The organism is Jeotgalibacillus campisalis (assembly GCF_000829515.1).
Taxonomy (GTDB): Bacteria; Bacillota; Bacilli; order Bacillales; family Jeotgalibacillaceae; genus Jeotgalibacillus; species Jeotgalibacillus campisalis.
Map to the genome: position 1 here is coordinate 601,503 of NZ_JXRR01000014.1, position 25,145 is coordinate 626,647.

Annotated in this window: 26 protein-coding genes and 1 pseudogene; 7 read left to right on the forward strand and 20 right to left on the reverse strand. The window is 39.6% G+C overall.

The features are described 5' to 3' along the window. Positions 1–268: 268 nt before the first annotated feature. The 7 genes and pseudogenes from KR50_RS10050 to KR50_RS10075 form a co-directional block, all read right to left on the reverse strand. Complete coding sequence (locus tag KR50_RS10050) at positions 269–487, reverse strand: hypothetical protein (protein ID WP_041057870.1); 219 nt, start codon at positions 485–487, stop codon at positions 269–271. A gap of 33 nt (positions 488–520) precedes the next feature. Next, complete coding sequence (locus tag KR50_RS18505) at positions 521–685, reverse strand: hypothetical protein (protein WP_156969500.1); 165 nt, start codon at positions 683–685, stop codon at positions 521–523. 246 nt (positions 686–931) lie between these two features. Continuing rightward, the gene (locus KR50_RS10055; protein WP_041057871.1) at positions 932–1,564 is read right to left on the reverse strand and encodes a type 1 glutamine amidotransferase family protein; all 633 of its coding nucleotides are present in this window, start codon (positions 1,562–1,564) and stop codon (positions 932–934) included. Positions 1,565–1,638: 74 nt separating this feature from the next. Continuing rightward, complete coding sequence (locus KR50_RS10060; protein WP_041057873.1) at positions 1,639–2,601, reverse strand: helix-turn-helix transcriptional regulator; 963 nt, start codon at positions 2,599–2,601, stop codon at positions 1,639–1,641. A 23-nt stretch (positions 2,602–2,624) separates the two neighbouring features. After that, a pseudogene (locus KR50_RS10065) lies at positions 2,625–2,876 on the reverse strand (helix-turn-helix domain-containing protein); the annotation flags it as partial. A gap of 102 nt (positions 2,877–2,978) precedes the next feature. Then, a complete protein-coding gene (locus KR50_RS10070; RefSeq protein WP_052476951.1) occupies positions 2,979–4,007 on the reverse strand; it encodes a phosphotransferase enzyme family protein in 1,029 nt (342 codons plus the stop codon). Between the two features lie 668 nt (positions 4,008–4,675). Further along, positions 4,676–4,954, reverse strand: a complete 279-nt coding sequence (locus KR50_RS10075) for a holin (protein WP_041057875.1) — start codon at positions 4,952–4,954, stop codon at positions 4,676–4,678. A 428-nt stretch (positions 4,955–5,382) separates the two neighbouring features. Between KR50_RS10075 and KR50_RS10080 the strand changes: the two genes are divergently transcribed. Further along, entirely contained in the window at positions 5,383–6,378 is a 996-nt protein-coding gene (locus tag KR50_RS10080) for a LacI family DNA-binding transcriptional regulator (protein WP_041057876.1), read from the forward strand. 124 nt (positions 6,379–6,502) lie between these two features. Here the strand turns inward: KR50_RS10080 and KR50_RS10085 are convergent, their stop codons facing one another. Both KR50_RS10085 and KR50_RS10090 read right to left on the reverse strand, forming a co-directional pair. Then, positions 6,503–7,780 carry a Y-family DNA polymerase gene (locus tag KR50_RS10085; RefSeq protein ID WP_041058245.1) on the reverse strand — a complete coding sequence of 426 codons (1,278 nt, stop codon included), beginning with the start codon at positions 7,778–7,780 and terminating at the stop codon, positions 6,503–6,505. Positions 7,781–7,792: 12 nt separating this feature from the next. Then, positions 7,793–8,143 (reverse strand): YolD-like family protein, encoded by a 351-nt coding sequence (locus KR50_RS10090; protein WP_041057877.1) that lies wholly within the window; start codon positions 8,141–8,143, stop codon positions 7,793–7,795. 280 nt (positions 8,144–8,423) lie between these two features. Here KR50_RS10090 and KR50_RS10095 point away from each other — a divergent pair, with 280 nt between their 5' ends. Next, complete coding sequence (locus KR50_RS10095) at positions 8,424–8,615, forward strand: hypothetical protein (protein ID WP_041057879.1); 192 nt, start codon at positions 8,424–8,426, stop codon at positions 8,613–8,615. A 50-nt stretch (positions 8,616–8,665) separates the two neighbouring features. After that, on the forward strand, positions 8,666–9,370 hold the full coding sequence (locus tag KR50_RS10100) for a DUF459 domain-containing protein (protein WP_052476953.1): 705 nt from the start codon (positions 8,666–8,668) through the stop codon (positions 9,368–9,370). A gap of 43 nt (positions 9,371–9,413) precedes the next feature. On the opposite strand, the gene KR50_RS10105 is transcribed toward KR50_RS10100, so the two are convergent. Further along, on the reverse strand, positions 9,414–9,977 hold the full coding sequence (locus KR50_RS10105; RefSeq protein WP_041057880.1) for a YitT family protein: 564 nt from the start codon (positions 9,975–9,977) through the stop codon (positions 9,414–9,416). A gap of 155 nt (positions 9,978–10,132) precedes the next feature. Between KR50_RS10105 and KR50_RS10110 the strand changes: the two genes are divergently transcribed. Beyond that, positions 10,133–11,260, forward strand: coding sequence for an amidohydrolase (locus KR50_RS10110; protein WP_041057881.1), 1,128 nt, complete (start codon positions 10,133–10,135; stop codon positions 11,258–11,260). Positions 11,261–11,561: 301 nt separating this feature from the next. Next, entirely contained in the window at positions 11,562–12,119 is a 558-nt protein-coding gene (locus KR50_RS10115) for a GNAT family N-acetyltransferase (RefSeq protein WP_041057883.1), read from the forward strand. A 36-nt stretch (positions 12,120–12,155) separates the two neighbouring features. On the opposite strand, the gene KR50_RS10120 is transcribed toward KR50_RS10115, so the two are convergent. The 6 genes from KR50_RS10120 to KR50_RS10145 all read right to left on the reverse strand — a co-directional run bounded on the left by KR50_RS10120 (position 12,156) and on the right by KR50_RS10145 (position 18,247). Then, a complete protein-coding gene (locus KR50_RS10120) occupies positions 12,156–12,815 on the reverse strand; it encodes an SDR family oxidoreductase (RefSeq protein ID WP_041058251.1) in 660 nt (219 codons plus the stop codon). A gap of 198 nt (positions 12,816–13,013) precedes the next feature. Beyond that, a complete protein-coding gene (locus KR50_RS10125; RefSeq protein ID WP_041057885.1) occupies positions 13,014–14,093 on the reverse strand; it encodes an undecaprenyldiphospho-muramoylpentapeptide beta-N-acetylglucosaminyltransferase in 1,080 nt (359 codons plus the stop codon). Positions 14,094–14,144: 51 nt separating this feature from the next. Continuing rightward, positions 14,145–15,656 (reverse strand): phytoene desaturase family protein, encoded by a 1,512-nt coding sequence (locus KR50_RS10130; protein WP_041057886.1) that lies wholly within the window; start codon positions 15,654–15,656, stop codon positions 14,145–14,147. Further along, on the reverse strand, positions 15,653–16,753 hold the full coding sequence (locus KR50_RS10135) for a glycosyltransferase (RefSeq protein WP_041057888.1): 1,101 nt from the start codon (positions 16,751–16,753) through the stop codon (positions 15,653–15,655). The genes KR50_RS10130 and KR50_RS10135 overlap by 4 nt, the downstream gene beginning before the upstream one ends. Then, positions 16,750–17,484 carry a lysophospholipid acyltransferase family protein gene (locus KR50_RS10140; protein ID WP_041057890.1) on the reverse strand — a complete coding sequence of 245 codons (735 nt, stop codon included), beginning with the start codon at positions 17,482–17,484 and terminating at the stop codon, positions 16,750–16,752. Before KR50_RS10140 ends, KR50_RS10135 begins: the two co-directional genes overlap by 4 nt. After that, complete coding sequence (locus KR50_RS10145; RefSeq protein ID WP_041057892.1) at positions 17,477–18,247, reverse strand: carotenoid biosynthesis protein; 771 nt, start codon at positions 18,245–18,247, stop codon at positions 17,477–17,479. Before KR50_RS10145 ends, KR50_RS10140 begins: the two co-directional genes overlap by 8 nt. 109 nt (positions 18,248–18,356) lie before the next feature. Here KR50_RS10145 and KR50_RS10150 point away from each other — a divergent pair, with 109 nt between their 5' ends. Then, positions 18,357–19,712: an MATE family efflux transporter gene (locus KR50_RS10150; protein ID WP_041057893.1), complete on the forward strand. Its 1,356-nt coding sequence runs from the start codon at positions 18,357–18,359 to the stop codon at positions 19,710–19,712. A gap of 56 nt (positions 19,713–19,768) precedes the next feature. Here the strand turns inward: KR50_RS10150 and KR50_RS10155 are convergent, their stop codons facing one another. Genes KR50_RS10155 through KR50_RS10165 form a run of 3 tightly spaced genes read right to left on the reverse strand, consistent with a single transcriptional unit; the run spans position 19,769 to position 23,455 of the window. Beyond that, positions 19,769–20,872, reverse strand: a complete 1,104-nt coding sequence (locus KR50_RS10155; RefSeq protein WP_041057894.1) for a Ger(x)C family spore germination protein — start codon at positions 20,870–20,872, stop codon at positions 19,769–19,771. Beyond that, positions 20,869–21,963, reverse strand: coding sequence for a GerAB/ArcD/ProY family transporter (locus KR50_RS10160; protein WP_041057895.1), 1,095 nt, complete (start codon positions 21,961–21,963; stop codon positions 20,869–20,871). Before KR50_RS10160 ends, KR50_RS10155 begins: the two co-directional genes overlap by 4 nt. Then, positions 21,947–23,455 (reverse strand): spore germination protein, encoded by a 1,509-nt coding sequence (locus KR50_RS10165; protein WP_052476955.1) that lies wholly within the window; start codon positions 23,453–23,455, stop codon positions 21,947–21,949. The genes KR50_RS10160 and KR50_RS10165 overlap by 17 nt, the downstream gene beginning before the upstream one ends. A 125-nt stretch (positions 23,456–23,580) precedes the next feature. Here KR50_RS10165 and KR50_RS10170 point away from each other — a divergent pair, with 125 nt between their 5' ends. Continuing rightward, positions 23,581–24,207: a glycerol-3-phosphate acyltransferase gene (locus KR50_RS10170; protein WP_041057896.1), complete on the forward strand. Its 627-nt coding sequence runs from the start codon at positions 23,581–23,583 to the stop codon at positions 24,205–24,207. Between the two features lie 57 nt (positions 24,208–24,264). On the opposite strand, the gene KR50_RS10175 is transcribed toward KR50_RS10170, so the two are convergent. Continuing rightward, positions 24,265–25,125, reverse strand: coding sequence for a CAP domain-containing protein (locus tag KR50_RS10175; protein ID WP_041057897.1), 861 nt, complete (start codon positions 25,123–25,125; stop codon positions 24,265–24,267). Positions 25,126–25,145 lie beyond the last annotated feature (20 nt).

A 25,145-nucleotide genomic window follows, 5' to 3' on the forward strand; every position in this document is an offset into this window, starting at 1 on the left:
AAATCGTTCAATATTTTAAGCCCTGTCGAACCGTCAGGGCTTTGCATTATGTATGTACAGTATTCTTTTACCGTTTTCATAGCAAAACGGTATTTTTTAAATAAGATCTTTTACTCCAAACAGCCCTAACTAAAGTTTAATTGTTGTATGCACCTGCTTGAAATAAACAGTTACCCAGGCTTTCATAGATATCAAACGATAATAAAAAGCCGAACCTAATTTCATGGTCCGGCATTCATCGGTAACATTTAATGGTCATCAAGTAGTCTCACTCTGCATTCTTAATTAAGCTTTCTATATTGTCTAAACGTCTCTTTATTTCAGTAATTTCATTCGTTTCAATTTTTATTCGTTCCTCTTGCAGCTTCCCATTAGCTAAATATCTTTTTGCAATCTTGACAAAAAAGTAGGCTGCTCCAAGAATGAGAATTGCAATAACTATATAATATATTGGAATTAAAATAGTGATAATGTCAACAGCACCCAATTCACTCTACCCCCTTTAATGTCGTATTTTCCGTTAAAAAGCTGCGTTAATTAAGATGTGATACTCAACTCCTTTCAACCACTGCTCGTCAATTTCGTTTATATATGTAACAATAATATAGCATAGAAAACAAACATTAAATGGATATTTTGTTAAATAATACTTTTGTTCAATATATTGAATAAACACCAATCCCATCAAACTTCCTCTCTTTTAAAATGCTCGTTTACACTCCACCGTAGTTCTCGCGCGATTTTTAAATATTAGCCCGCCCTGAAACTAAAGGAACCAATAATGCTGTTTGAAATAGGTTTGACCACTTATTTGCATCCTCTCTTTGAGGGGCGTCAGGAATATGCGGATTTACAACGATAAAGAAATTCCAAATTAAAAAGCCCAACTTCTCTACAAATCAAAATAGAGAAATAGAGCTTTTCAATTACTTCACTTATTTATTGAATTCATTAACTGAAAGAAGTATTCAGGTTTATGAGTCTTATTTAGGTTATACCATGAATGTAATGCATCAGGTGTAAATACATCTAGCTTTTTCAGTACCTCCATTGCAAATTCCAGAGGAGCTATTCCTGATGCAGTAACTAAATTCGCATCAGATACCGCAGGTCCCACTTCATAGAACCTTTCTCCTTTATAGTTAGGACATACCATTTTAGTATATTCTAAGTTATTGCTTGTATGCTTTCTAGTATCTAAATATCCCCTATTTGCAAGGGCCTCAGTTGCACCACAAATTGCAGCAACAATAGTGCCAAGCTTTAAAGCTTGGCCGACTCTTTCCAAGATAGGTTGGTGAATTTCTTCACTCCACTTAGTCCCTCCTGGTAAAATTAAAAGATCTTTACTCTCGAGAGTGCATTCATCAACAAAAATATCTGGTTTTATGCTCAGTCCTCCCATAGTCGTAATCATTTCTTTATTAGCTCCTACTGTCATTACTTTTAAAGGTGCTAAATCTTTTTTAAAATATCTTCCTGAGTTTAGTTCAGCAATTAAATATCCATATTCCCAGTCCGACATTGTATTAAATACATATAAAAAAACTTTTTTTGTTTGCATCCAATAACACTCCAATCACAGTTGATAGAGCTATTATAAGATAACTTCCCTGACAGTTAACGTCAGGGAAGTTATCATACTTGATGAAATTTTATTAAATCCGACAGAACTTCAATAATTCTTTTCTTAAGACTTATTGGCTCAATAACTTCAATTGATTTATTGTAAGGTAAAAGTAAATAAGGTACATATGTATGTATTACATTCTTTTCTAGAAGAAAAACTGCTTGATTTGAAGTCCGTTCTTGTAAATAATGTCCTAAAAACCAATGTTCGCAAATATCAGCCAATACATTTTTATCCCCACTAATAACTAAAGAAATTATTCCTTCCTTATCTTCTGTGGTTGGAAGAAGATTTTTTATAAAAAAGTCACGTGCTGAAAAATTTTCTGGCTGGTTAAACTTATTTTCAGTTAGCATTAGACTTTCAATTCGATCTACTCTAAAACTACGGATATCATTCCTTAGATGACAAAATCCAATCACATACCATTTATTATTCCAATAGATCATTCTGTATGGATCGACCAATCGATAATTTAACTGCTTTTCACCCCTTTTATGGTAAAGAATTTTCACTGAGTATTCTTCAGCTACTGCCTGCTCTAACTCTTTCAAAAAAGATTCCATAGAGAGAGAACGTAATCGACTTATTACTTCAAGACTAGTTAAATGTTGGTTTATCTTTGTTTCCTGCTCTGGATTTGAGTATTTACTCAGTTTTGAAATGGCCCTATTTAGTGCTTCACCTCCATAATATCCCGCTTCTTCTGCAAAAACAGCTGCGTGAAATAGTGAAGTTTGCTCCTCAGTATCGAAAAAAAGTGGAGCCTCAATAAAATTGTTCAATAAAGTGTAACCACCGTTATGTCCTGGTTCTGAAATGATAGGTACGCCACTTGTTGAAATGGTATCAATGTAACGATACACAGTCCTTATATTCATTTCTAACTTTTCTGAAATTTGCTTTGCGGTAATTTTTTCACCTGAACGAAGCATCCATAAAATCGCTAACATATTGTCAATTTTAGGCATATAATTCCACCTCTATATGAAATTCATTTACTATTATATATTTCCGATTTTGGGTATAACTCATCAACGGTCCTTTCCGATAGCTTTCTATATAATAACGCCTTAGACACATTTGTAATTTTAAAAATTTGATTTAAAGTCATATTTTCCACGTTATAAAGGTTTACTGCATAACTCGTTCCTGCATGATTATTTTTAAGGTATTTCTTTAACCGGCCTTTAAACTTTCCTGCTTTCTTAGCCAGTTCAATCCCTTTACGTTGCCGCATACGTAATTATAGGTCTATAGTAAATTAATGTACCCGCGATTTATTAAACTTGCCCCTGATTCCTTTACCAGAACAGCATAGCGCAGCTTAGGCCTATAAGACGCAATTTTAAAGAATTGACTGTACAACGAGAGACTTAAGTTTTTCTCCCCGTTCTTGATACTTAACTAAATGCCCGTTCAATTCCATTTGACCTCTTCCATCGTATTCCTTTACCAGGTCCAATGTCTTTGCCGTAAACCCCCAATTCATACATCCTGATAACCAAACCAGGGACTGCAGCCGCACTAAATTTTCTTTATTCAGAAACTCCTCAGGGCCGTACCCTTTTAATAAGCATTGAGCAAGTTTCGGAGATCCCACATTACTTCCTATTCCATCTGGTCTTGAGTACCACTTAATAAGCCACGCCAGCCCTTCTATTCGATCTGTATAGCTAATGTGTTCAAAATCAATGATACCGGTTATGGCATCTCTTTCATCCCACAGAATATTGAGTGGATTTAGATCGGACTGCATAATGAAATCAAAATTCGAGGCAGCTGACCGCTCTATATGGTGTTCAGCTGTTTGTAAATAAGTGTGAAGAATGGATCTTTGCTGGCCATTAATGATGGAGCCCGCCATTGCAGTTCTAATCATCTCTATAAATTTACCATATCCAGTAAGGTGGGAAACCTTAGGTAAAGATGCACTGTATGTATAAGTCTTTGCATGATATCCGCGTACCATCTTTCCCATTTTATAAGCGACTTCTTCGGTACACTGAGTGATATGTCTCCCTTCCATCCATTCGAAGAGGAGAAACCGGTAAGCAGAATCTTTCCAGCTCAAATGAATGTACGGATTTCCATCAGCTGGTGGTTTCCGGCGCATAAATGGGATCTCGTTTTCATTTAAGAAATCACAAAACCTCATCTGTTCTGTCAGAATATCATCCGTCAATTCTCCAAATACGTCATGATCATAGCGGTGGGAGCCTACGAATCTCGCAGAATAATAGTTATTTTCTAACTGAATTTGAAAATGGTGATCTCCATGAAAATTCTCAACCAGTTTTTCAACCCTCGTAAGCGCTTTTGGATTTTCCCCATATGCTTCAAGTGCAGTACAAATCATATTTTTCTCGTTACTCACGCGATGCCTCCTAACGGCAATTATTAAAGAATATAATAATAAGCAGGTTCTCAACTTACATATCTAATCTGTATAATAAAGTACATCTCGCCTCTGTAGCTCAAGAAGGGAAGAGCGCCATAAAACATTGTAGCCGCGGGTCGCAAGATAAGGGATTCAGAAGCACCGAAAAGCAATTGAGCTGAGACGGGTGAAATTCCGTAGGGAAGCGTGTTCCCCTAGTCTATGCTTACGAAAGGAGTGCGGGTTCGAATCCCGTCAGAGGCTTTTCTATTATAAGGATTCAAATTGGCTCATTTTCAAAGGTTTATCCTCCTCTCCATTATAATATTTAAAATGATAAAATACTTTAAAGAATGACATAGCGTTAAACTTAAATATTGTATTTGCTCTTTGAATTATATATTCTTAAAAAATTTCGTTAAGTGGTTTACTTAATTTTTTTGTTAAGTAAAACCTACTTAAAAATGATTCATTTTTGTCCTCTTCTTGTGTTCCCCCATGTATTAATTTCGTTATATATACGAATAGTCTATCGATAAGCCGGTCCCCCTTCCTTTCATTAACGATCTCCAGGCTGATTGCAGCGAAAAGCAGTTAACTAAAAAAGAGACGGATTCACGAAGTGTGAATCCGTCTCTTTTGCCTTCTTTCACCAGAGCATCTGTTTACTTTTTAGCTATCCTTCCTCTGGTCATGCCGGGACTTTTACTTCCCATTTCAAATAAACCAGTTGCGCTGAGCCCGGCTATGCCTCCAGCCCATAGCCTCAATGGAAGGTCCAGGTCTGCCAATGGTGCGGCTAAAAATCCGATCAGTACGCCTACTGCTAATGAAAGAAGCGGTATGTACTTTTTCGGTATCCTTACTAAACGTTTTACTACTTCAATTAATCCCAGGATGACCGGTGACAGGAGAGAAGCAAACATCAGTACCTCTGTCGTCATTTTCGATCCACTCTCTTCCTCATAATATTTGGTGATTTGAAGGGCTTAGTCATCTATATGCTTGCTTCGTCGCTTTACATGCTTTTTTTATTGAGACAGTAGAAAATCTCCGGTTAAACCATTATCTTTCGTTCGAATTCATATCCATGATACTTACTTTTCTTTTGTTTCGTATGAGGTTAACGAAAAGAATATCTGAATAATGCTAGTTTAAAATATTAATCCATATTGGTTAAAATAAGTTAATAATTAAAATCATGTTTACAAGATTAACTAACGTTAAAATATTAACTAAATTCTTTAATTGTCTTGTAAACTTGTTAACCGTTTATTTTTTTCTTATTTTATATAAATTAATTAACTTTACTTTTTTAACTAGAAAATGCTATTGTTAAATTAACTATTATTCAGATTGCGTGGTGAAACAAGTGAAAAATGAAAAAGTAACCCTTCAAACTCTTGCGAATGAACTCGGTGTTTCAAAAGTAGCGATATCTAAAGCGCTTAACGGAAAAAGCGGTGTAAGTGAAACACTGCGTCAGAATGCCCTTCAACTTGCTCAAAAATTAGGCTACCCCCTCTCCATGAGTATTCCTGTACCAGAAGAGCTTGAAGAAAAAATAATAACTATCATCATCCATGAGCAGCATTTTGGGAAAGAAGGTTTTTTCTATCCGAATTTGTACAGGGAACTCACCCATAAACTCAATTTAACTGATCAGTATCAAAATAAACTTCATCTTGTCAATTCCGAAATGATCAATTCAGGAACGCTTCCTTTTAATTTGCAAAATTCAGATGGCTGCTTCATCATTGGTGAACTGCCTGTTTCCTATGTTCAAATGATACAAAAAAAGATCCCAGCCACCATATTAATTGATTTCTCCCTCCCCTCCCTGTCTATTGATTCTATACAAACCGAAAATTACCGTGCGTCATACCAGCTAACTTCCTGGCTGATCGAACAGAACCACCGTAAACTGATCTTTGTGACCGATTCGAATGAAACCCGCAGTATGAAAGATCGCTTCTTCGGCTTTTTAAGCAGCTTGGATCAGGCTGACCTCCTTCCCTCTTCTATTGATAACGTTAAACTGAACTGGGAACAGGATGTCGATCTGAGTGATCTGCCTGATGCCTTCGTTTGTTCGAACGATCGTACAGCGATGATTCTTACAAATCATCTTCTTAAACACACGATTGCCGTACCTGATCAAGTGACCGTAGTCGGCTTTGAGGATACCGCATACAGTACGATGCTTGATCCAGCGATAACAACGATGCAGGTTGATTTGTCAGAGATGGCAAAAGAAGCAATGAAGCTGCTGGAAGATCGTTTTAAACAGCCGGATCTTCTTCCGCAAACGCGTCTGTTATTTCCGCATTTACTTGAACGGCAGTCACATGCGGGCAAAGCAAGGTAATACAGCAGTAGGAAAGTGAGACAGCTGGAATAACAGCAATTCATATAAAAAAGGCGGCACCTCGTTCAAAATCAAACGAGATGCCGCCTTTTCTTTTTGTTGTTCGGTTGGAATTTAGATCCTGCTATGCCTTATGCCCGCCAATCAAGGTTGATCGATGAACGGCCGTTCCGGCAGGTGTGTAGGAAACGGCGCGCAGAAGCGATTTAGATCCGTATTTGTTTCGAATGGAGTCCATGACATAACCCAGTTGAATCTGCTTTGCTTTTTTCTCATTAAATAAGTCCAGCTGCATGTTTGCATCGGAAACAATTTTAGAAAGCGTAATGCTGATTTGTCTGACGGTCCGGTCCTTTTCGTAAAACTCGTTGAATAAAAGCAGGCACACCTCGTAAATTTCCTGTGTAATATTGGTTGGGACCTCTATGCTTTTTTCTCTTGAAAAGCCGCCGCCGCCCTCGTCCTTGCTGTAGCCGATGCCGAGCGAGATGGTTCTCCCTGCTTTTTTGGCATCCCTCGCCCGTTTTGCCACATCCTCACACATTTCCAGAATGACATGCTTCACTTCTTTTGGATCTTTATAATCCCGCATTAAAATTTGGCTTTTTCCATAGCTGACCTGAGCCTGTTTTTGTGTCACGGCTGCGCCTGATAAATCACTGTGATCGATTCCCCAGGCATGATAATATAGTTGATTGCCTAAAATTCCGAATTCTTTTTCCAGTGTGTCCAAACGATGATTGGCCAGTTCTCCGATTGTAAAGATTCCCATACGGTTCAAGCGTTTTTCAACCCGTCTGCCAATGCCCCACATTTCGGAAAGCGGTCTGACCGGCCACAGCTTTGACTGCACATCGCTGTATTCCCACCTCGCTATGCCGCTGGCTGCTTTTTTGCTTTCCAAGTCGAGTGCAAGCTTGCTCATAAGTGGATTGGGACCAATGCCGATCGTACAGTACAGCCCGTATTCCTTCATCATATCGTCCTGAATCATTTGAGCGATTTTTTCCGGACTTCCCCACAAACTCTCTACTTTATCAAGCCGCAGGAAAGATTCATCTACTGAATAAGTGTGGACAAACTCCGGAGGCACGTACCTCCAGTATAGTTTTGTGATTTCAACAGACATTTGCATGAAGTGGCGCATATTAGGGTTCACAATATGGATGCCCGCACCGCGCGGGATTTCATAGTGTCTTGAGCCCGTTTTAATATTAAAATCCTTCTTCAGCATAGGAGAAGCCGCGAGCACTACGCTGCCGGATGCTTCGGTGTTTCCAACAACAGCCAGATAGCATGTTAAGGGGTCGAGCTTCATTTCCACCGCTGCACAGCTGGCATAAAATGATTTCATGTCAATACAGGCATAGACACGTTTGGGATACATTGAATAATCCATTATCTTCACCTTTTCTTAAAGAGGAATAATTTCATCCAGATTCATAACACTAAGAAGATTGTCAAAAGAAATGATGTGTTCTTGGTGCTTTTCATCATAAATTCGGTAATGTCTATTGTGGTAGTCAACAAAGTGAACATACCCTCTCATTTGAGCAACGGCTTTGTGTTGAAAAAATGTAAACTCTGAAAAAAAGTTGTATTCCATTGCTGCCAGAATGCTTTGTTCATTTTCTTCGATTTGCTGTTCGTCCAAAATCGGTTTTGGAACCTGTTTGTATTCTTCCTTTGCTTCGCTTAACAATTGAGCGAACTCCGGCAGAATCATTGCAGATTGCCATTTAATATCTCCCCTGTCACGATTCATGTAAAGTCCCCCTCTCTTATACTTACTTTTTTACTTGATGCTTATACTGTATTATAGAACAAATGTTCGTAAAATAAACCACTATCTAAAAAATAATCTTTTTTTATCGTTAAATTCTTCAGCCAATCTTGCCATATTTTACTGACACTGTTTTTCTTCTGTTAAAAAAACCCACGACTACTTTGTTGGAAAGCGGGGTATAAAAGAGAGAACCATTCATTTCGTACCTGGCGCTTAGCTTTCTTTGCTGAATAAGGAGAGCCGGGTGGGAGGTGATGAGATGAGTAAACTATATGGGATTGAGAAATTGACTGAATATCTTGCATCAAAAAATTACCCTCTTTCTGATGAGATGATTCGCACTCTAATCCATAAAAAAATAATTCCTCATCAAAACCCGGTTAAAGGAATGTATTCATTTGATATGAATCATATTGACTGGTGGGTAAATGAACAACGATCAAAAAAGTGAAAAATAAGGCCCCGCTTTTATTGCGGGGCTTTATCCATGCGGAGGTTTGTATGAAAAAAGCAATTGTAGTTGGTTTTATTTTATTTATGCTCATCATCGCAGGAGCAGTGCTCGCTGGAGGACTAAAGAATGAGGAGCAGCCTATTGAGCATAAGGAAATGGTCGCTTTGGGGGATTCTCTCACGCGCGGTGTGGGCGATCAGGGACAGGGATATTCAGACAATCTTGAAAATTTATTGACGAAAAATCAGCATCAGACGGTTACCGTTCATAACTACGGTATTCCCGGTCAGCAGTCTGACGGTCTTCTTGAGCAGATCAAGGACGAAAATATTCGTGAAAGAATAAATAAAGCAGAATATGTCATCATGTTCATTGGTACGAATGATCTAATTGAAGGAAATGGCGGTGATCTAACCGATCTCGATCTGCCTGCCATTGAGCGCAGCAAAAACGATTATGAATCCAATATAAAAGAAATTTTGAGCATTATTCGAGATGAAAATCAAACCGTACCAATTTTAATGCTTGGTCTCTATAATCCTTATCCAGATATGGAAGAGCTCAATGAAATTGTCCAGGACTGGAACCGCACGACTGTCCAAGTTATTGATAAGAAAGAAAAAATAAAATTTATTTCAACGATTGGATTATTTGAAGAAAAATCCACCGAATACTTTAGTGACAAGCTTCACCCTAATCATAAAGGCTACATGCTCATTACCGAAAAAATCGTGGAAGAATATGATTTTTAACTCCGAACTGCAGCTCAATCTATTCTAAATAGATTGAGCTTTTCTATGTATCCCGAACCATCCATGACGTTGTCAATCCCACCAGGCAAATGACGAGACAGGAATACAGAAAGCTTTCAAACCCCACAATCCTGTACCCGAGCAGCACGACAAAACCGTCTACTATAAAAATAACCACCCCGACATTAATCTTTACTACTGAGGCAATCATCTGAGCAAGCAAGTCTGTTCCGCCTGTACTGGTCTCTTGCCTCAGCATGGTGCCAATCCCTACTCCTATAAATAGGCCTCCAAGAATCGCACTAAGCGGCAGAGACAGATCAAACCAGTACCGCATGGGAGAAAGCCAATCAATAAAAAGGGAAGAAACCAGTAATCCATGCAGACTGTTGTAAAAATACATCCGTTTTTTAAACCATGCATAAATAAATAAGGGCACACTTAAAAAAATCATGGATAATCCCGCCTGTATATCCCAAAAATAATGTAGAATTAAGGCGAGGCCAATCATCCCGCCATCAAGCAGCTGGTATGGGACAAGAAAAGCATTTACACCAAGGCTGAGAAAAAGGCTCCCAAGTAGGACTGCTGCGCTTTTTTTAACCACATCTTTCCCCTTCTGCTTTTTATTTTTGATTATTTTCTCTTCCTCAAATATGAAAGGTCAAAGCGGAACAAATGCTGAGGCGGCCGGGCTTTTTTTACATACGCTATATGAATAAAGCCTGTTTTTAAAAATATGTTATGAAGTGAGAGGGTACGATGAACACAATTCTGTTAAAAAACGCCTTAATCTATCCAATTACAGCTCCTATAATGGAATATGGAGATGTACTTATTGAGAATGGAATCATTATCGAAGTTAACGATACCATCATTCCTCCCAAAAATTGTACCGTTTACGATTGTTCCGGGCAGCATCTGATGCCCGGAATGATTGATGTGCACACTCATCTTGGACTTTATGATGAAGGAACAGGCTGGGCGGGCAATGATGCTAATGAATCGATTGAGCCCCTAACTCCGCATATCCGGGCAATTGATGGAATCTACCCCCTGGATGAGGGCTTTCGCAATGCGATTGCCCATGGTATTACCACTGTGAATGTTCTGCCCGGAAGCGCCAATGTGATTGGCGGTGTTAGTGCGGTTATTAAAACATATGGAAAAACCATTCAATCTATGATTGTAAATGAAGCATCCGGTCTGAAGCTTGCGCTCGGGGAAAATCCAAAACGAATGCATTCTAACGGCAATAACGATTCCATTACACGAATGGGGATCATGGGCATGCTGCGAGAAGCATTTTATCATGCGAAGCATTGCAGTTCACCTGAAGATTTACGGCTTTCCCCCATCAAAAAAGCATTAAACCGGGAAATTCCTGTCCGCGTTCATGCGCACCGTGCAGATGATATCGTCTCAGCCATTCGTTTTGCTGAAGAGTTTCAATTAGATTTGCGCATCGAGCATTGCACAGAAGGTCATTTAATTATAGAAGAGCTGAAGCGTTCCAACAGCAAAGTTTGTATAGGACCAACCTTTACCCGGAAATCAAAGGTGGAACTTAAAAACAAATCATGGAAAACCTATCATCAGCTTGCAGACGAGGGAATTGATATTTCGATTACAACAGATCATCCGTATACACCTATTCAATATTTAAATGTATGTGCTGCTATTGCAGTAAGAGAAGGACTATCCATAGAAAAAGCACTCGAGGCCGTTACGATGGGACCTGCGAGAAACCTGGGAATTGATAAGACTGTAGGCAGTATCGAGTCTGGAAAAGAAGCGGATTTAGTTCTCTGGAGCCAGCATCCATTTCATTTTATGGCAAAGCCGACTTTTACAATGATTAAAGGAATGATGGTCTATCAAAGCGAATAAACTATTTACAAATTTCACACAAAAAAAGTACTAAAAAACTATTTTCAAAACACATTATTTTTTGTATGATTTAAATGCAAATATGTAGAACAAACTACTGTTAGTTTTAATACAATGATGCCATGGGGCTGTTTTTGAGGGTCTTTGATGGAGGGAAGGCAAATGGTGCGCCACCAGGTTTTTGACTGGTTCTAGTGGGTTCGATTCCCACCCCGAAATTTTTTATGAACGTTATGAAAAATTTCGAGGGTGAGTATCGCAGATCCTGCTAGGATACTGCCCTTTTATGGAGGGGTAAACCATGATCAAAAAACGGGACATCCACGAAAGCCACGTGCTTTTCGAGTTGATGGTGCATCCAGACGTCTTCCCTTTTGTGCGTCAAAAAGCGCAATCAGCAGATGAACTATTTTTCTTAACCAAACAAATAATCGAAGCCGAAGAACGGGGAGAACTGATTTCAAGAACCATCTTGGATGAGTGGGGTTCTCCCATTGGAACCATCAACTTATTTGATGTGAAAGATGGAGCGGGTTTTCTTGGCACATGGCTTGGCAAACCCTACCACGGGAAAGGCTACAATCAGCCTGCAAAGGAAGCTTTTTTTCAGGAACTATTCTATGAACTGGGAATCGAAACAATCTATATGAGAATTAGAAAAGCAAATTTCCGGTCCCAGAATGCAGCGCTAAAGCTCCCTTATGTTGTTCTTGCAAATGAAACTAAAAAACATATTTACGATCAGTTAAATGCAACTGAGGATCTATATAATTTATTTGAGGTGTCAAAAGATCTTTACACTCTTCATATCATGCGTCAGCACGACAGTGTGCAGGAAGAAGAGGCACTTGAAGCATAAAAAAATCCACGCGGCGGACGCGTGGATTTTTTCTTATTACAAACGAATTAATGAGGTTTTAATTTCTGTTCGTTCATTAAGGATTTCAATCGCTTTATGGTTCAGATTATCAAGTTCGATTGCCTGAACGAGTACTTCTGCTACATCTGCACGTGTAATTTCGCCATCACGGTCTTGCAGTCTTTCACTTGCTCGGATTTTCCCTGTTGCTTCATCGTCTGTAAGCAAGCCGGGTCTTACAATCGTATAGGTGAGGCCGCTGTTTTCCAGATGAGCATCTGCCGTGTGTTTAGCATCGTAATACACTTCCATCGCTTCATCAAGATCCAGTTCAGACGGCTTGCCAGCACCGATCGCAGATAGCATGATGAATTTTTCAACACCATGTTCTTTAGCTAAATCAATTGCTTTTATCGCACCTTCTTTATCAATCGCCTTCGTTTTATCGGCACCGCTGCCTCCGCCCGCACCTGCTGCAAAGATGACGATATCCACCTCTTCAAATGCGTCGCTGAAGTCCGTCTCGAGATTGCCGAGTACAGGAAGCGCTCCGAGCTTTTCCATCGTTTCTTTCTGCTCTTCCTTCCGTACCATACCTTTTGCATAGTAAGCACTGTTGCGCGCTAATTTATCAATAACCATTTTTCCTGTTGTTCCGTTTGCCCCGATCACTAATACATTTTTTTTATTTTTCATATCCATTCAATCCCTTTCATTTTACATCATTACTATCATGTCTACCCTCCTCTACAATGCTTAAAACGCTGCAATGTTCTCACAGCAGACTCTTGATTTACTCGCGATTTCGAAAAAAAGCCGTCATTCATTTCATGCGTAATGAAATGATTGACGGCTCTAATTAATTTATTAAACTGGTATTACTTCACGTACCATTTAGTTTCCATTTGATCTGGAAAGAAGTGCGATTTCATCTGTCATTTGATCAATTGTATAAGATGGTGGAGCTTCCTCCATTTTTTCTACCATTGTCCATTGCTGGTCACGAAGCTGCCGCACGGTTGTTAAAAAACATTCCTGCGATAGATCCTGCTCCTCTAACTTCAGTGCAAATCCTTGTTGGACGAAAGCATTAGCATTTAAAATCTGATCTCCTCTGCTGGATTCTTTTGATAAAGGAATCAGCAGCATTGGTTTTTTTAAAGCCAGAAATTCAAAGATCGAATTTGACCCGGCGCGGGAAACAACAAGATCTGTCATTTCAAGAAGATGCGGCAGTTCTGTCGAAACGAATTCGTACTGAACGTACCCCTCTTTATCCGTTTGAATAATATTTCCTTTGCCGCATAAATGAATCACGGAGAAATGTTCAAGCAGGGAATCCAATGAATCCCGCACAACCTTATTGATGCCTTGAGCACCAAGGCTTCCGCCCATAATTAAAAGGACAGGCTTTGAAGCGTGCAGATTAGTCAGTTCTTCCCCTACTTTTCTTGATCCGGTAAATAATTCTTCACGAATAATCGCACCGGCACAGGTAGAACGGTCTTTTGGCATAAATTGAAGTGTTTCTTTAAAGGTCGTGTAGATTTTTGTAGCAAATGGAATGGCCAGTTTATTGGCAAGTCCTGGTGTGACATCAGATTCATGAATCGCTACAGGAATTTTCGCCATTTTTGCCGCCAGTAATACCGGCACAGAGACAAACCCGCCTTTTGAAAAAATAACATTTGGTTTTTCTTTTTTTAATACACGATATGCCTGCATGACACCGGCTAAAACACGAAAAGGATCGGTGAAATTTTTAACAGAAAAGTATCTTCGTAATTTTCCGCTTGCAATACCATGATAAGGAACATCCGGAAATTGTGTTGTAATCATATCTTTTTCGATTCCGTTGTGCGACCCTATGTAGCTGATCGTCCAGTCTTTTTCTTTGAAACGGGGTATTAAGGCCACATTAACTGAAACATGTCCTGCAGAACCTCCGCCTGTAAATAGCACTCGCTTTGTCATAGTCTTACTCCAATCATCAATTGTTTACTAGACCATTATACACATATTCAATCAATTATTCGTGCTTTTCTTGAACTTTGTTTGATCTGTGCCTTTTTTCTTATCCTGATAAATGATTTCTTTTGCGACATTCAGCCCACTTAACGTCACCATAGGAGACCCGCCGCCGGGGTGAGTTGTTCCTCCGACGTAAAAAAGACCGTTAATGTCTTTGCTTGCGTTACGGGGGCGTAAGAAAGCATCTTTCTTTTTGTGAGAAGATACACCGTACAGGGCCCCTTTATAAGCATGAAACAGGTGGGCAATTGTATCCGGAGTATACACTTTTTCTACTTCAATTTCTTTTCGTATCGGAATTCCCTCTTCTTCAAGCCGGCTGTAGATCATTTCTTTAAACTGGCTGACTTCTTTTTCACTTTTCATTTTGACAGCGGGTGCGTTGACCAGAATAAACAAGTTGCTGCCTTTTGAGATGCCACGGTCAGTATATGCACTATGGGAAATATATATGGTGGGATCCTCAGGCAGCTTCTGGTCCACAAATATATTTTGAAATTCCTTCTTGTAATCTTCCGGGAAAAAGACATGGTGATGATGAATATCTTTTTGATAGGTTTTGAGTCCAGCCAATATCACAAAAGCGGAAATGGAAGGTTCGTAGCCACTAAGCTTTTTGTCCGGAAAAGAAGGGCGGTCTTTTTCTTTTATCAATTTTTTAGTCGCGGTGATAAAATCGCCATTAATAATAATTTTATCCGCTTTTATTTGAATACCGCTTTTAAGTTCCACACCTGCGGCCGTTTTGTTTGTAACGTGGATCTGATTCACTTCCTCATCCAGCTTTAAGGTGCCGCCAAGCTTTTTAAAAACCTGGACGAATGCATCAGCAATTTTGGTATTTCCCCCTCTTACGGTAAATACGCCTTCATTCATTTCCAAATGCCCGATCAATGAAAAAGTGGCAGGACTTTTATACGGTGAAGATCCAATATACGTAGCATAACGGTTAAACACCTGAAGAATATCCGGATTTGAAAAGAATCGTTTATGAAAATGATTCATCGTTTCCAGTGGTCTTACAGAAAAAAAAGCTTTCGTAAGTCCCGGTGATAAATAGTCAAGCCAGCTGTGAAAAGAGCGGTGAAAAAATCCGGATTCAGCTTGTTGATAAAGTCTGTTTACTTCTTTTATGTAGCGCCAATAATTTTTTGCTCCAAATGGATCGAGTTTAACGAGCTGGCTGATTACAACATGAGGGTCAATGGATTGAAGAAACGTATCTCCAGAACGAAAGACGTTTTTCGTGTGGTGATCGAGCCGGATAAGTTCTAAATAGTCTTCCATCGATTCCCCTGCATTGGAAAAAACCTTTTGAAACACCCCGGGCATCGTAATCGTGTTCGGGCCAAAATCAAAGGAGTAATCTCCTAATTTTACGGGCATCATTTTCCCGCCTGCATGTAGATTTTTTTCAATAATCGTTACGTCGTAGCCAGCATGCTGAAGCTGAATTCCACATGCCAGACCGCCAAGCCCTGCACCAATAATTACAACTTGTTTCATTTATAGGTCCGTCCCTTCCATTCATAGCCTTTTTGTGTAGCAGATCGAATCATGGAGGACCACAGCAGAACCGTTAGCGCCAAAGCGGATAATGGCATTAACAGAAAATGCAGAGGGGTTTGCTTTGTGACCCGGTCAATTATGGCTGTTTGAATAAAAACAAGCAAAAGCGGAATGAGCCAAGTCCATTCCTTTGTCCACAAGGCAGCTGCTGCAAAGAACAGTGGCGCAGAATAGAAGATAAGATAAAACAAACTCACCAATATAGCAGTAAACGGTGATCTTCCAAGACCGACATAGATGTTTTTTAAAAAGCCGTTCCAGACTTCCTTATTCGTGTCGTACATAAAACAAGTAACAGAGGGAGTCACATTGGCAAGTACCGCTTTGTGCCCGCTTTTTTTAAGCGTACGGGTAATCTGTATATCTTCAATAAGCGAGTTTTGTACTGACCTGTGACCGCCAATTGATTCATAGGCTTTCCGCTCAAAAAACATAAACGCCCCATGCGCTGCTGTGAAAGCGGGAAAGACTGTTTTATTGGCGACGATATTTGGCAGATGAAAGAAAATAAAAAAGTGCTGTAACGGAACTAAGAGTTTCCCAAGAAAAGGAGCAACCGGAAATCTCGGAAACCCGGTCACCAATCCAGCCTTATATTTTCCCATAATGTGCATAGCCTGATCGATCACATCTGGCTTTACTCTGACATCTGCATCGAGGAAAAGAAAATACTCCCCACTCCCTTTTGTACTTAACTGGCTGCATGCGTGAACCTTCCCTACCCAGCCCTCCGGCAATGGAGTTCCTGTTATGACATTGAAACGCGGATCTCCGAAAATAGCTTGATCGAGCAGATCTTGTGTTTTGTCCGTTGACTGATCATTAAGGATGATGACTTCAAAAGATGGATAGTGAATCTCTTTAATAGACTTTATCAGATCCTCGACGTTTTTTTCTTCATTTCTCATGGGAATGAGAATGGAAACTTTTCCGCTCTTTGTATGAGAGGTTTTTTTAAATGACGGCATAGTAAAAACATTGATCAACGTTAAGACAATAAATAGCAACAGAATAAAGTTCACGAGGATAATCATGTTTGTTTGTCCTTTTTAAAGGGTTTTTTCATCCATTGCAGCCATTCACTTGATGTTTTGCTGCCCTTTTTAATCAACTGGTAGTTCGAAGTTTTCTCCTCCATCAGATCATTTTTCACGCTATCCACTAAGGCTTCATGCTTAACACGCATATAATCGGTTTTTTGTTTTCTGTTCATTGATTGTAATTCCTCATTATTAAGCGGGCTGCCGATCCGGATAAACAACTCCGGACGCTGATCGTGTCTGAACGTATAGTAAGAGGCCACCGGAATGATAGAAATATGATTTGCTTTATCATGCAAATAAGCAGGACCATTCATATATGTAAAGGGTCTTTTTTCAATATGTTCTTCTTTTCCCTGGGGGAAAATCCAAACACTGTTCTTATCCTCCAGCAAGGTCCCGGCTAATGCCAAAGAGCGCAATAAATCTTTAGGTGAGGCGGGATCAACTCCAAAAGCACCGATTCTGCCAAAGAACTTGAAATCCTCCAGGCCTTTTTTGCTCATCATCGCATAAGCATTTTCCTTTAACACTTCTTTGTTTAAATAGAAAATAAGCAAACCGTCCCACCAGCTCGAATGATTCATCGTATAAAGCTTTGGACCGGGCGAAAGCTGACCTCGGCAATCATCGAGGTAAATACGGTAAAAATGTTTTTTTAATTGAAAATGCAAGAAGTTCACTAATAGTTTTTCTGAGCGGGGAGATTTTACTGGTTTATTCACGGAAAATCAGCCTCCCGCCTGCATAAGCCGCACTCAATGTAATAAGTAATCCGAGCAGAGTCACACCTACAGCCAAGAAAAGTCCTGCAACGAGCGACGTTACAACAAACATGGCAATCATCATGGCATAAAGCCATTTCATCCGCTTGCTCCATAAAGCATCTGATTTTCCTTTTTTAATCGTCGTCAGCCATATGTATAAAAGAATTTGAATTCCAAATGATACTGAAAACCAGCCGAAAAAATTCTGATTTGGAATCCCGTAATAAGGTCCTGTATTTTCCCACACCCAATATTCTTTTACGACAAATGCAACAGGATCAATGATTAAATCCATGCACACAGCGAGTGCAGAAGTGATTACTGCATACATGATCATTCGAAGAAAAGAAAATGACTGTCCGAGCCAGGGGCGTACAATCGCCATAGAGGTGAAAATGACCATGACCCATGCGAACCCGATCGTCAACGGCACCCCGAAAAGTTGTATGCCAAAATCCTTCTCATAATGATAAGCACCGAACACCCAGCCGTATTTCACACCGAGTGATTCAGCCCACATCGTAAAGGCCATTATGGCAGCTGAAAATGTTAATCCTGGCAGCTTCCCGAGCGTTTTTACTGCGTAAATGACGGCCAGTGTGCCGGCTAAATAAAGAAACACAGCATTTGCCCACTCTAAAAAAGGCGGCAGCAAATCAAATCCAACTAAAATAATGCCAAAACCATACCAAACCAAAAAAATTCTCCATACCCATTCCATGACCCAACCTCCAGCTTTTAAGTGCGCGATTAAACCTATTTATCATTTTTGTGATATAATGCTACTGTTTTAGAATTTGATGACGAATTTAATAGAAAGCAGTGATAAGATGGATCAAACGAATTCGATCCGTGGAAAAGTAAAGCAATTATCATTCATCCTGGTTCCCATTCTCGTGACTCAGCTGGGACTATTCGCAATGAACTTTTTTGATACTATTATGTCCGGACAGTTTTCTACGAATGACTTAGCCGGAGTGGCGATTGGTTCATCTTTGTGGATGCCCGTTTTCACCGGACTGTCAGGCATTTTGCTGTCTGTTACTCCAATCGTAGCACAGCTTGTAGGTGCAAAAAAAGAAAAAGACGTCCCTCAGTCGGTAATTCAGGGCATTTATGTGGCAATTTTAATGGCATCTGCAATCGTGGTGATCGGAATCTTTGCCTTGCCGACCATTTTAAATGCGATGAATATTGATCCGGAAGTGCGAAGAATCGCCTTTTACTATTTAACAGCATTATCTTTTGGCATTATTCCTTTGTTTGTATACAACGTGCTCAGATCCTTTATAGATGCACTGGGACTGACAAGGGTTTCGATGTTCATTACCTTGCTTTCTCTGCCTTTAAATGTGGTATTTAACTACGTCCTGATTTTTGGGAAGCTTGGTTTCCCAGCGCTCGGCGGTGTTGGAGCGGGTGTGGCCTCAGCCCTTACGTATTGGCTGATTGCCTTAATCTCTATTTTTATTATTCATCGAAACCTGCCTTTTAGGAAATATGAAATCTTCAGCAGATTTTACCGTGTCAATTTTTCTAAATGGAAAGAAATCTTAATCATCGGTGTTCCAATCGGTTTTTCGATTTTCTTCGAAACGAGTATTTTTTCAGCTGTTACGTTATTTATGAGTAATTACTCCACAGAAGTCATTGCAGCTCATCAGGCAGCCATTAATTTCTCTTCCTTTTTGTATATGATCCCCCTCAGTATTGCCATGGCGCTGACCATTGTTGTTGGTTTTGAAGTTGGGGCAAACAGAATGAAGGATGCGAAGCAATACGGCTGGATGGGAGTCGGGATTGCCGTCACCATCTCTTCTGTTTTAGGGATCATCGTTTTCTTTTTCAGGGAACCCGTTGCTTCCATGTATGTAAAAGACCCACAAGTAATTGACTTAACCGTTCAATTCCTGTTTTTTGCTGTCCTCTTCCAGCTTTCAGATGCCATTCAGGCTCCTGTGCAAGGGGTGCTAAGAGGCTATAAAGATGTGAATATCACGTTAATTATGACGATGATTTCCTACTGGGTGATTGGACTTCCAAGCGGTTATTTCATGGCGAATTATACAAATCTCGAATATTTCGGCTATTGGATTGGCCTGATTGCCGGATTGACTGCAGGGGCGATTACCCTAACGATTAGACTGGTCTTGATTCAGAAAAAGAGCTTGCGGGCCGATATGTAAAAAATGCTCATGACTTCCGTTTTTCTTACGGGGTCATGAGCGTTTTTTTATCACTTCTAATCAATAATCCCTGTTCCGACTACCTTTACCTCAAAATCAATTTCAAAAGGCATATCCACATATTGATCTTTCCATGTTTTTTCATCCCACTGTTCTGGATGGAAAGCAGACACTCTTCGACCGATGCCCAAAGCATCAGATTTTGCGCTTTTCAAAACTTGAATCATTTTTTCCGAATCTTTTTCTAGTTCCTTTTCCCACCACTTTTCGATAGCTGGGATTTTATTTTCTGCCAAAATATGATTTGGGGAATACTCAACGATATTTAGTTTAAGTTTTACCTTTATATAAGTTGTTAACGCGGACTCCCCTTTTACCTTAATAGATACATCTGAGCTATTTGGCTCAACTGTCATGTAATTAGCAATCTCAGGTTCCTCATTTTCTGTATACTTCCTGGTGAATCGCATAACATCCCCCTGCCTGTTGCTCATCACTGTAAAAAGTGTACTTAAACTCGGATCAAGAATCTTCCCTGTGAATTTTTTTTCATTAAATAAAGCCAGTCCTTTGACTTCCGCACGCTGCATTTCTTTATCATAGGATACATAAGGCAGATAAAGATCTCCGCCTGGATCAAACATGAGTGTACAGGCTGTCTGAAGGCTGACCGGCGGCAATACACTGATTAACTCTGCACTTTCAATCAGACCTGAGTAATATTCAGACTTGCTTTTTTGAGAGGCAACCGGCTGAAAGAGTATATCAGACGCAGAGCCTTCCACAACCGCCATGCGTGCATTTAAATTATTTCGTGAGTTTCGATAAAGAACATCTAAAAATGAATAAATATCCTGTTTGGCCAGTTCGTCTTCCAACAGCATAACTTGAAGTTTACTATAATCAATATGCTCCGATACATTTAAATCTGCATTGTACCGGGCATCGCGCAATGTATGACCCGTTTTAAATGTTGCTGTGTCATTTTTAATGGCGGGATCTAAAGGGGGTACCACTGACGTTACATCCACTTCTCCATTTTCTCCAACGTCATATCCTACTGTATAAACGAGCTGCAACTCTTTCAGCAGTCTCTCATCCCAGCAAGAAGAAAGAAACAAAGCTGCCCCGCATATAAACAAAAGAAACATTTTTTTCATGCTGATTTCTCCTTTTTAGCAGATTTTTTAAAAAAAGACACAATCATCGTTAAAAAAGGAATCGCTACAGTAAAAATGAGTGACACTGGAAGCAGCACTTGCATGAATGTTTTCATTTCGAGCAGTGAGGACGGCACCAGAGATCCGAAAAAGGCAAAAACCATAACAATATACACCATTTTTGTATGGTTCTTTTTTGACAATAGCTGCTCCATCGTATTCGCCGAAATATATAAATAGCTTATAAACGAAGACAATGCAATAACCATCCAAATAGTGATAAACAATAAATCTATTCTTTCAAGTATCGTGAACTTTAACGCTTTCATAATATAAAGCACTGGATAAGGCACAACAATGAGTTCTTTAATATGAAAGAATACTTGGGTTGTGATGATCGTGAATGCGTAAAAGGAAGTAACAAATGCTGTAGCTAATGCTCCTTTTCTCAGCTCTTTTTTGCGATCTGTTTTTACATAGAATGCAAAAAATAAAAAGGCTTCAAAACCCATTAAAGAGAATATTGCCGGCTTAATTCCCGAGATTATCGCGCTTACTCCGCTGCCTCCTATCGGCAGCAAGTATAAAAATTGAGGCTGAATATAAACCCACGCCAAAACAAAAATCAATATTGGGAGTAAAAAAGAAATCAGCATTTTAAATCTGGCAATAAGGACAATATTTTCTCTTGCCATATAAATCGCCGGAATGGAAAACAACAGCAAAATGATCCATTTAGGAGTGTCCGTAAAAATCCAAGTCGCAATGGTATGATGAAAGCTCGTCATGGAGGCAATCAGTACACCAATAAAATAAAGTAGGTACGTGCTCATAATGACCTTTCCCACTATTGTTCCGAAACAAAGATTTACGATACCATAATAAGTATCTTCCGGAAACTTCGACAGCAAAAAAATGTACATTAATATAATCAATTGGACCAAAATTCCGGCCAGCATCATTGAGATCCAGGCATCCTGCTTTGCTACTTTTCCGATATCACTCGGCATGGACAAAATACCGACCCCTACTTGAGTTTGTACAATAAGAAAAAAAAGCTGCCAGCCCGTAATCTCATTTTTCGCGTTCATTTTTCCACCACCTACTGTAGCCCAGTCTTCTTTTATTTACAGGGTTTGCATCTGCAGAACGTGTATTTTGCATATAAGAAGGCAGGCGAATAAACATATCCTTTGCTCCCTTCAAATGAAACGGTGCGATTGGAGAAAGATAAGGCGAACGCAGAGACTCAAGCTTAATCAAGTGAATAATGAGAAGGGTTCCTATAATGGCGATGCCAAAAAAACCAAACATGGAAGCAAAAATCATGAAAGGAAAGCGTAAAATTCTAACAGTAGTATTCATCTCCACAGAAGGAACGACAAAAGAAGAGATTGCTGTAAGTGCAACAACAATTATCATCAGGTTAGAGATAAGACCGGCACTCACTACAGCATCTCCAATGACCAGACCCCCAACAATTCCAATTGTTTGACCAATTGGATTTGGGAGCCTGATCCCCGCCTCCCTTATCAGTTCAATCGTCAACTCTAAAATAAGCGCTTCGACAAGCGGCGAATAAGGAATACCCTCTACTGCTCTTTTGGCAGGGAGAGCCAGCTCATCGGGAATTACTTCGAAGTGAAAGCTAATAATTGCTATGTAAAATGCCGGCAGTAAAAGAGCCAATAAAAAGCTTCCAAAACGTAAAAGGCGATAAAACGACCCAACTAAAAAACGCCCATTATAATCATCTGGAGATTGATAGAATGCAAAGAAATTCATCGGCGCAACTAATGCAGTGGGAGAACCTTCGATCATCATAGCGATTCTGCCCTCACTAATATTAGCAACCACGCGATCAGGACGCTCAGTATTTAAAAATTGAGGAAATGGTGACCAGCTGTCATCTTCAACGAACTCCTCAAGAAAACCAATACTAAAAGCGATATCGCTGTCTACAGCTTGAAGCCTCATAATGTATTCTTCAACGTTCATCTGGTTCACAACATTGTTTAAATAAATCAAGACACAGGTTGTATTGGCATCTTTACCAATCGTAAGGTAACGGATGACCAAATGCTGTGAGCGAATTTTTGTGCGTATTTGATGAATATTAGTAAGCAGGCTCTCGGTAAACCCGGCATGCGATCCGCGGACAATCTGCTCATTTTTCGGTTCCTGAATAGCGCGGTAATTATCAATAGGACTGTCTATGGAAATTCCTTCCCAGCCACTCTCTTTTTTAACCCATATAAGAGCCTGACCTTTGATAAGGCGCAAACCTGCCTGATTGATGGTTTCGTCTGCTGAGATGCTCTGAATGTTTAAAGTGGTGGTAATCTCCCCCACTTCCCAAAGAGAACGCTGAAACCATTCAATTGATTTTTCCAGCTTCTCTGAATCAAGCAATGTGGTCATATACATGCATAAAGCTTCGCCATCATCGTAAGAAAGAGGCCGTTTAGCAAAATCTTCAGTATTGCCAAGGAAAAAAGATAAGTCTTCATATAGTTCATATGCATTTTCGTATTCAGAAATTTTACGTTCCGGAATGTTTAAATAATTCTTATCCTGATTCATTCACAACACCTCCTGCTTTTCTCTAATCCTAGTATGGAGAATATTTATCCATTTCATGCAAAATAGCGTTGCATAATTCCACTCTTTGCTAAATAATGGTAATAGGAAGTTAGAGGGGGTTATATATGGATTGGATTATGGTCATCTTCGTTGGCTATCTTATTGGCTGTTTCCATGGCTCACAAGTTGCCGGTTTTTTAAAAAAGACAGATTTAAAAGAAAGCGGCGTAAAAAATGCTGGTGCCTCAAATGCTACGATCGTATTAGGATGGAAGTATGGCGTGCTCGTTGCACTAATTGACATTGGAAAAGGAATTCTATCGGTATTACTAATCCGGCTGCTTTTTTCAAATGTTGAATCACATGAAATCTTTTTGTCACTATTATTTGTTAATGCCGTGTCAGTTATTATCGGACATATCTTTCCTTTTCATATGCAGTTTAGAGGAGGAAAAGGAACAGCAACAATTGTGGGTGTCCTAATCGTACTGGACTGGAGGATTGCACTTATTTCTATTTCTTTATTACTTATTGTTACCTTCGCAACAGATTATCTGGTCATCGGAGTTTCCGTTATGTATGCATCGTTTTTTATTCTGACTCTTGTTTTCAGTTACCCGGTCATCCCACTGATCTGTGTAGCAGGAATATGGATGATTAGCACGATTAAGCATATAGAAAATTATGCACGTTTAAGAAAGCAAGAAGAAACACGGCTATCGAGCTTACTAAACAAGAAAAAAGCAAGTTAAAAAGAGACGGTCATAATTGACTGTCTCTCAATGATTCGAATTATTTACTGTTTACAATTATTTACTGATAAACATTTGTGTCCAGTAGTTGCCGTTTTCCACATGACCGACTCCGATATGAGTAAATGATGAGCTCATAATGTTTTTACGGTGACCTTCACTATTCATCCACGCTTGAACGACTTCTTCAGGTGAACCCTGTCCCATTGCAATGTTTTCTCCAGCACTGCTATATTGAATGCCGTATGCTTTCATCATATCAAATGGTGAACCGTGTGTAGGGCTTGTATGAGAAAAATATTGGTTTTGCTGCATGTCTAGAGATTTATCGTCTGCAACTTTACTGAGTTCTGTGTCAAGCTCAAGAGCAGGAAGACCTTCTTTACTGCGCTCTGCATTTGTTAACTCAACTACTTGCTGTTCAAAATCAGAAACTGGTGAAGCTTCTTGCTGGTCTGCTTGTCCATTATCTTGAACCTCAGCTGCTGGTTCTTCTTCAGCCTGTGGTTGAGGTGCTTCTTCTTGCGGCTGAGCTGCTTGTGGTTCTTCAGCTTGAGCTTGCTCTTCAGGCTGCTGCTCAGCTACTGGTGTTTCAGCTGGCTGCTCTGGTGAAGCTGGAGCTTTTTTAGCAGCTTCTTCTTTTGCAGGTTGTGCCTGTGCTGGTGCTTCTTTAAATTCATTTAATGAAATGTTGTATTTTTTAAGTTCAGCATCGATTTTATCCCAATCTACTTGACTTGAAAAATCTTTCAAATTACTAGATTGAATGTTTTGTGTAACCATCTTCGTAAAAATTTCTATATTTTGATGTTTTTGAGTAATTTGCTGAACATCCCCGTTGGATGCCTGAGAAGCTGCTGGTGAAGCAAGAAGCGCAATTGCTGTAACTCCTGAAATAATAAGTGATTTACCTTTCATGTGAACGTCCTCCTTTTAAT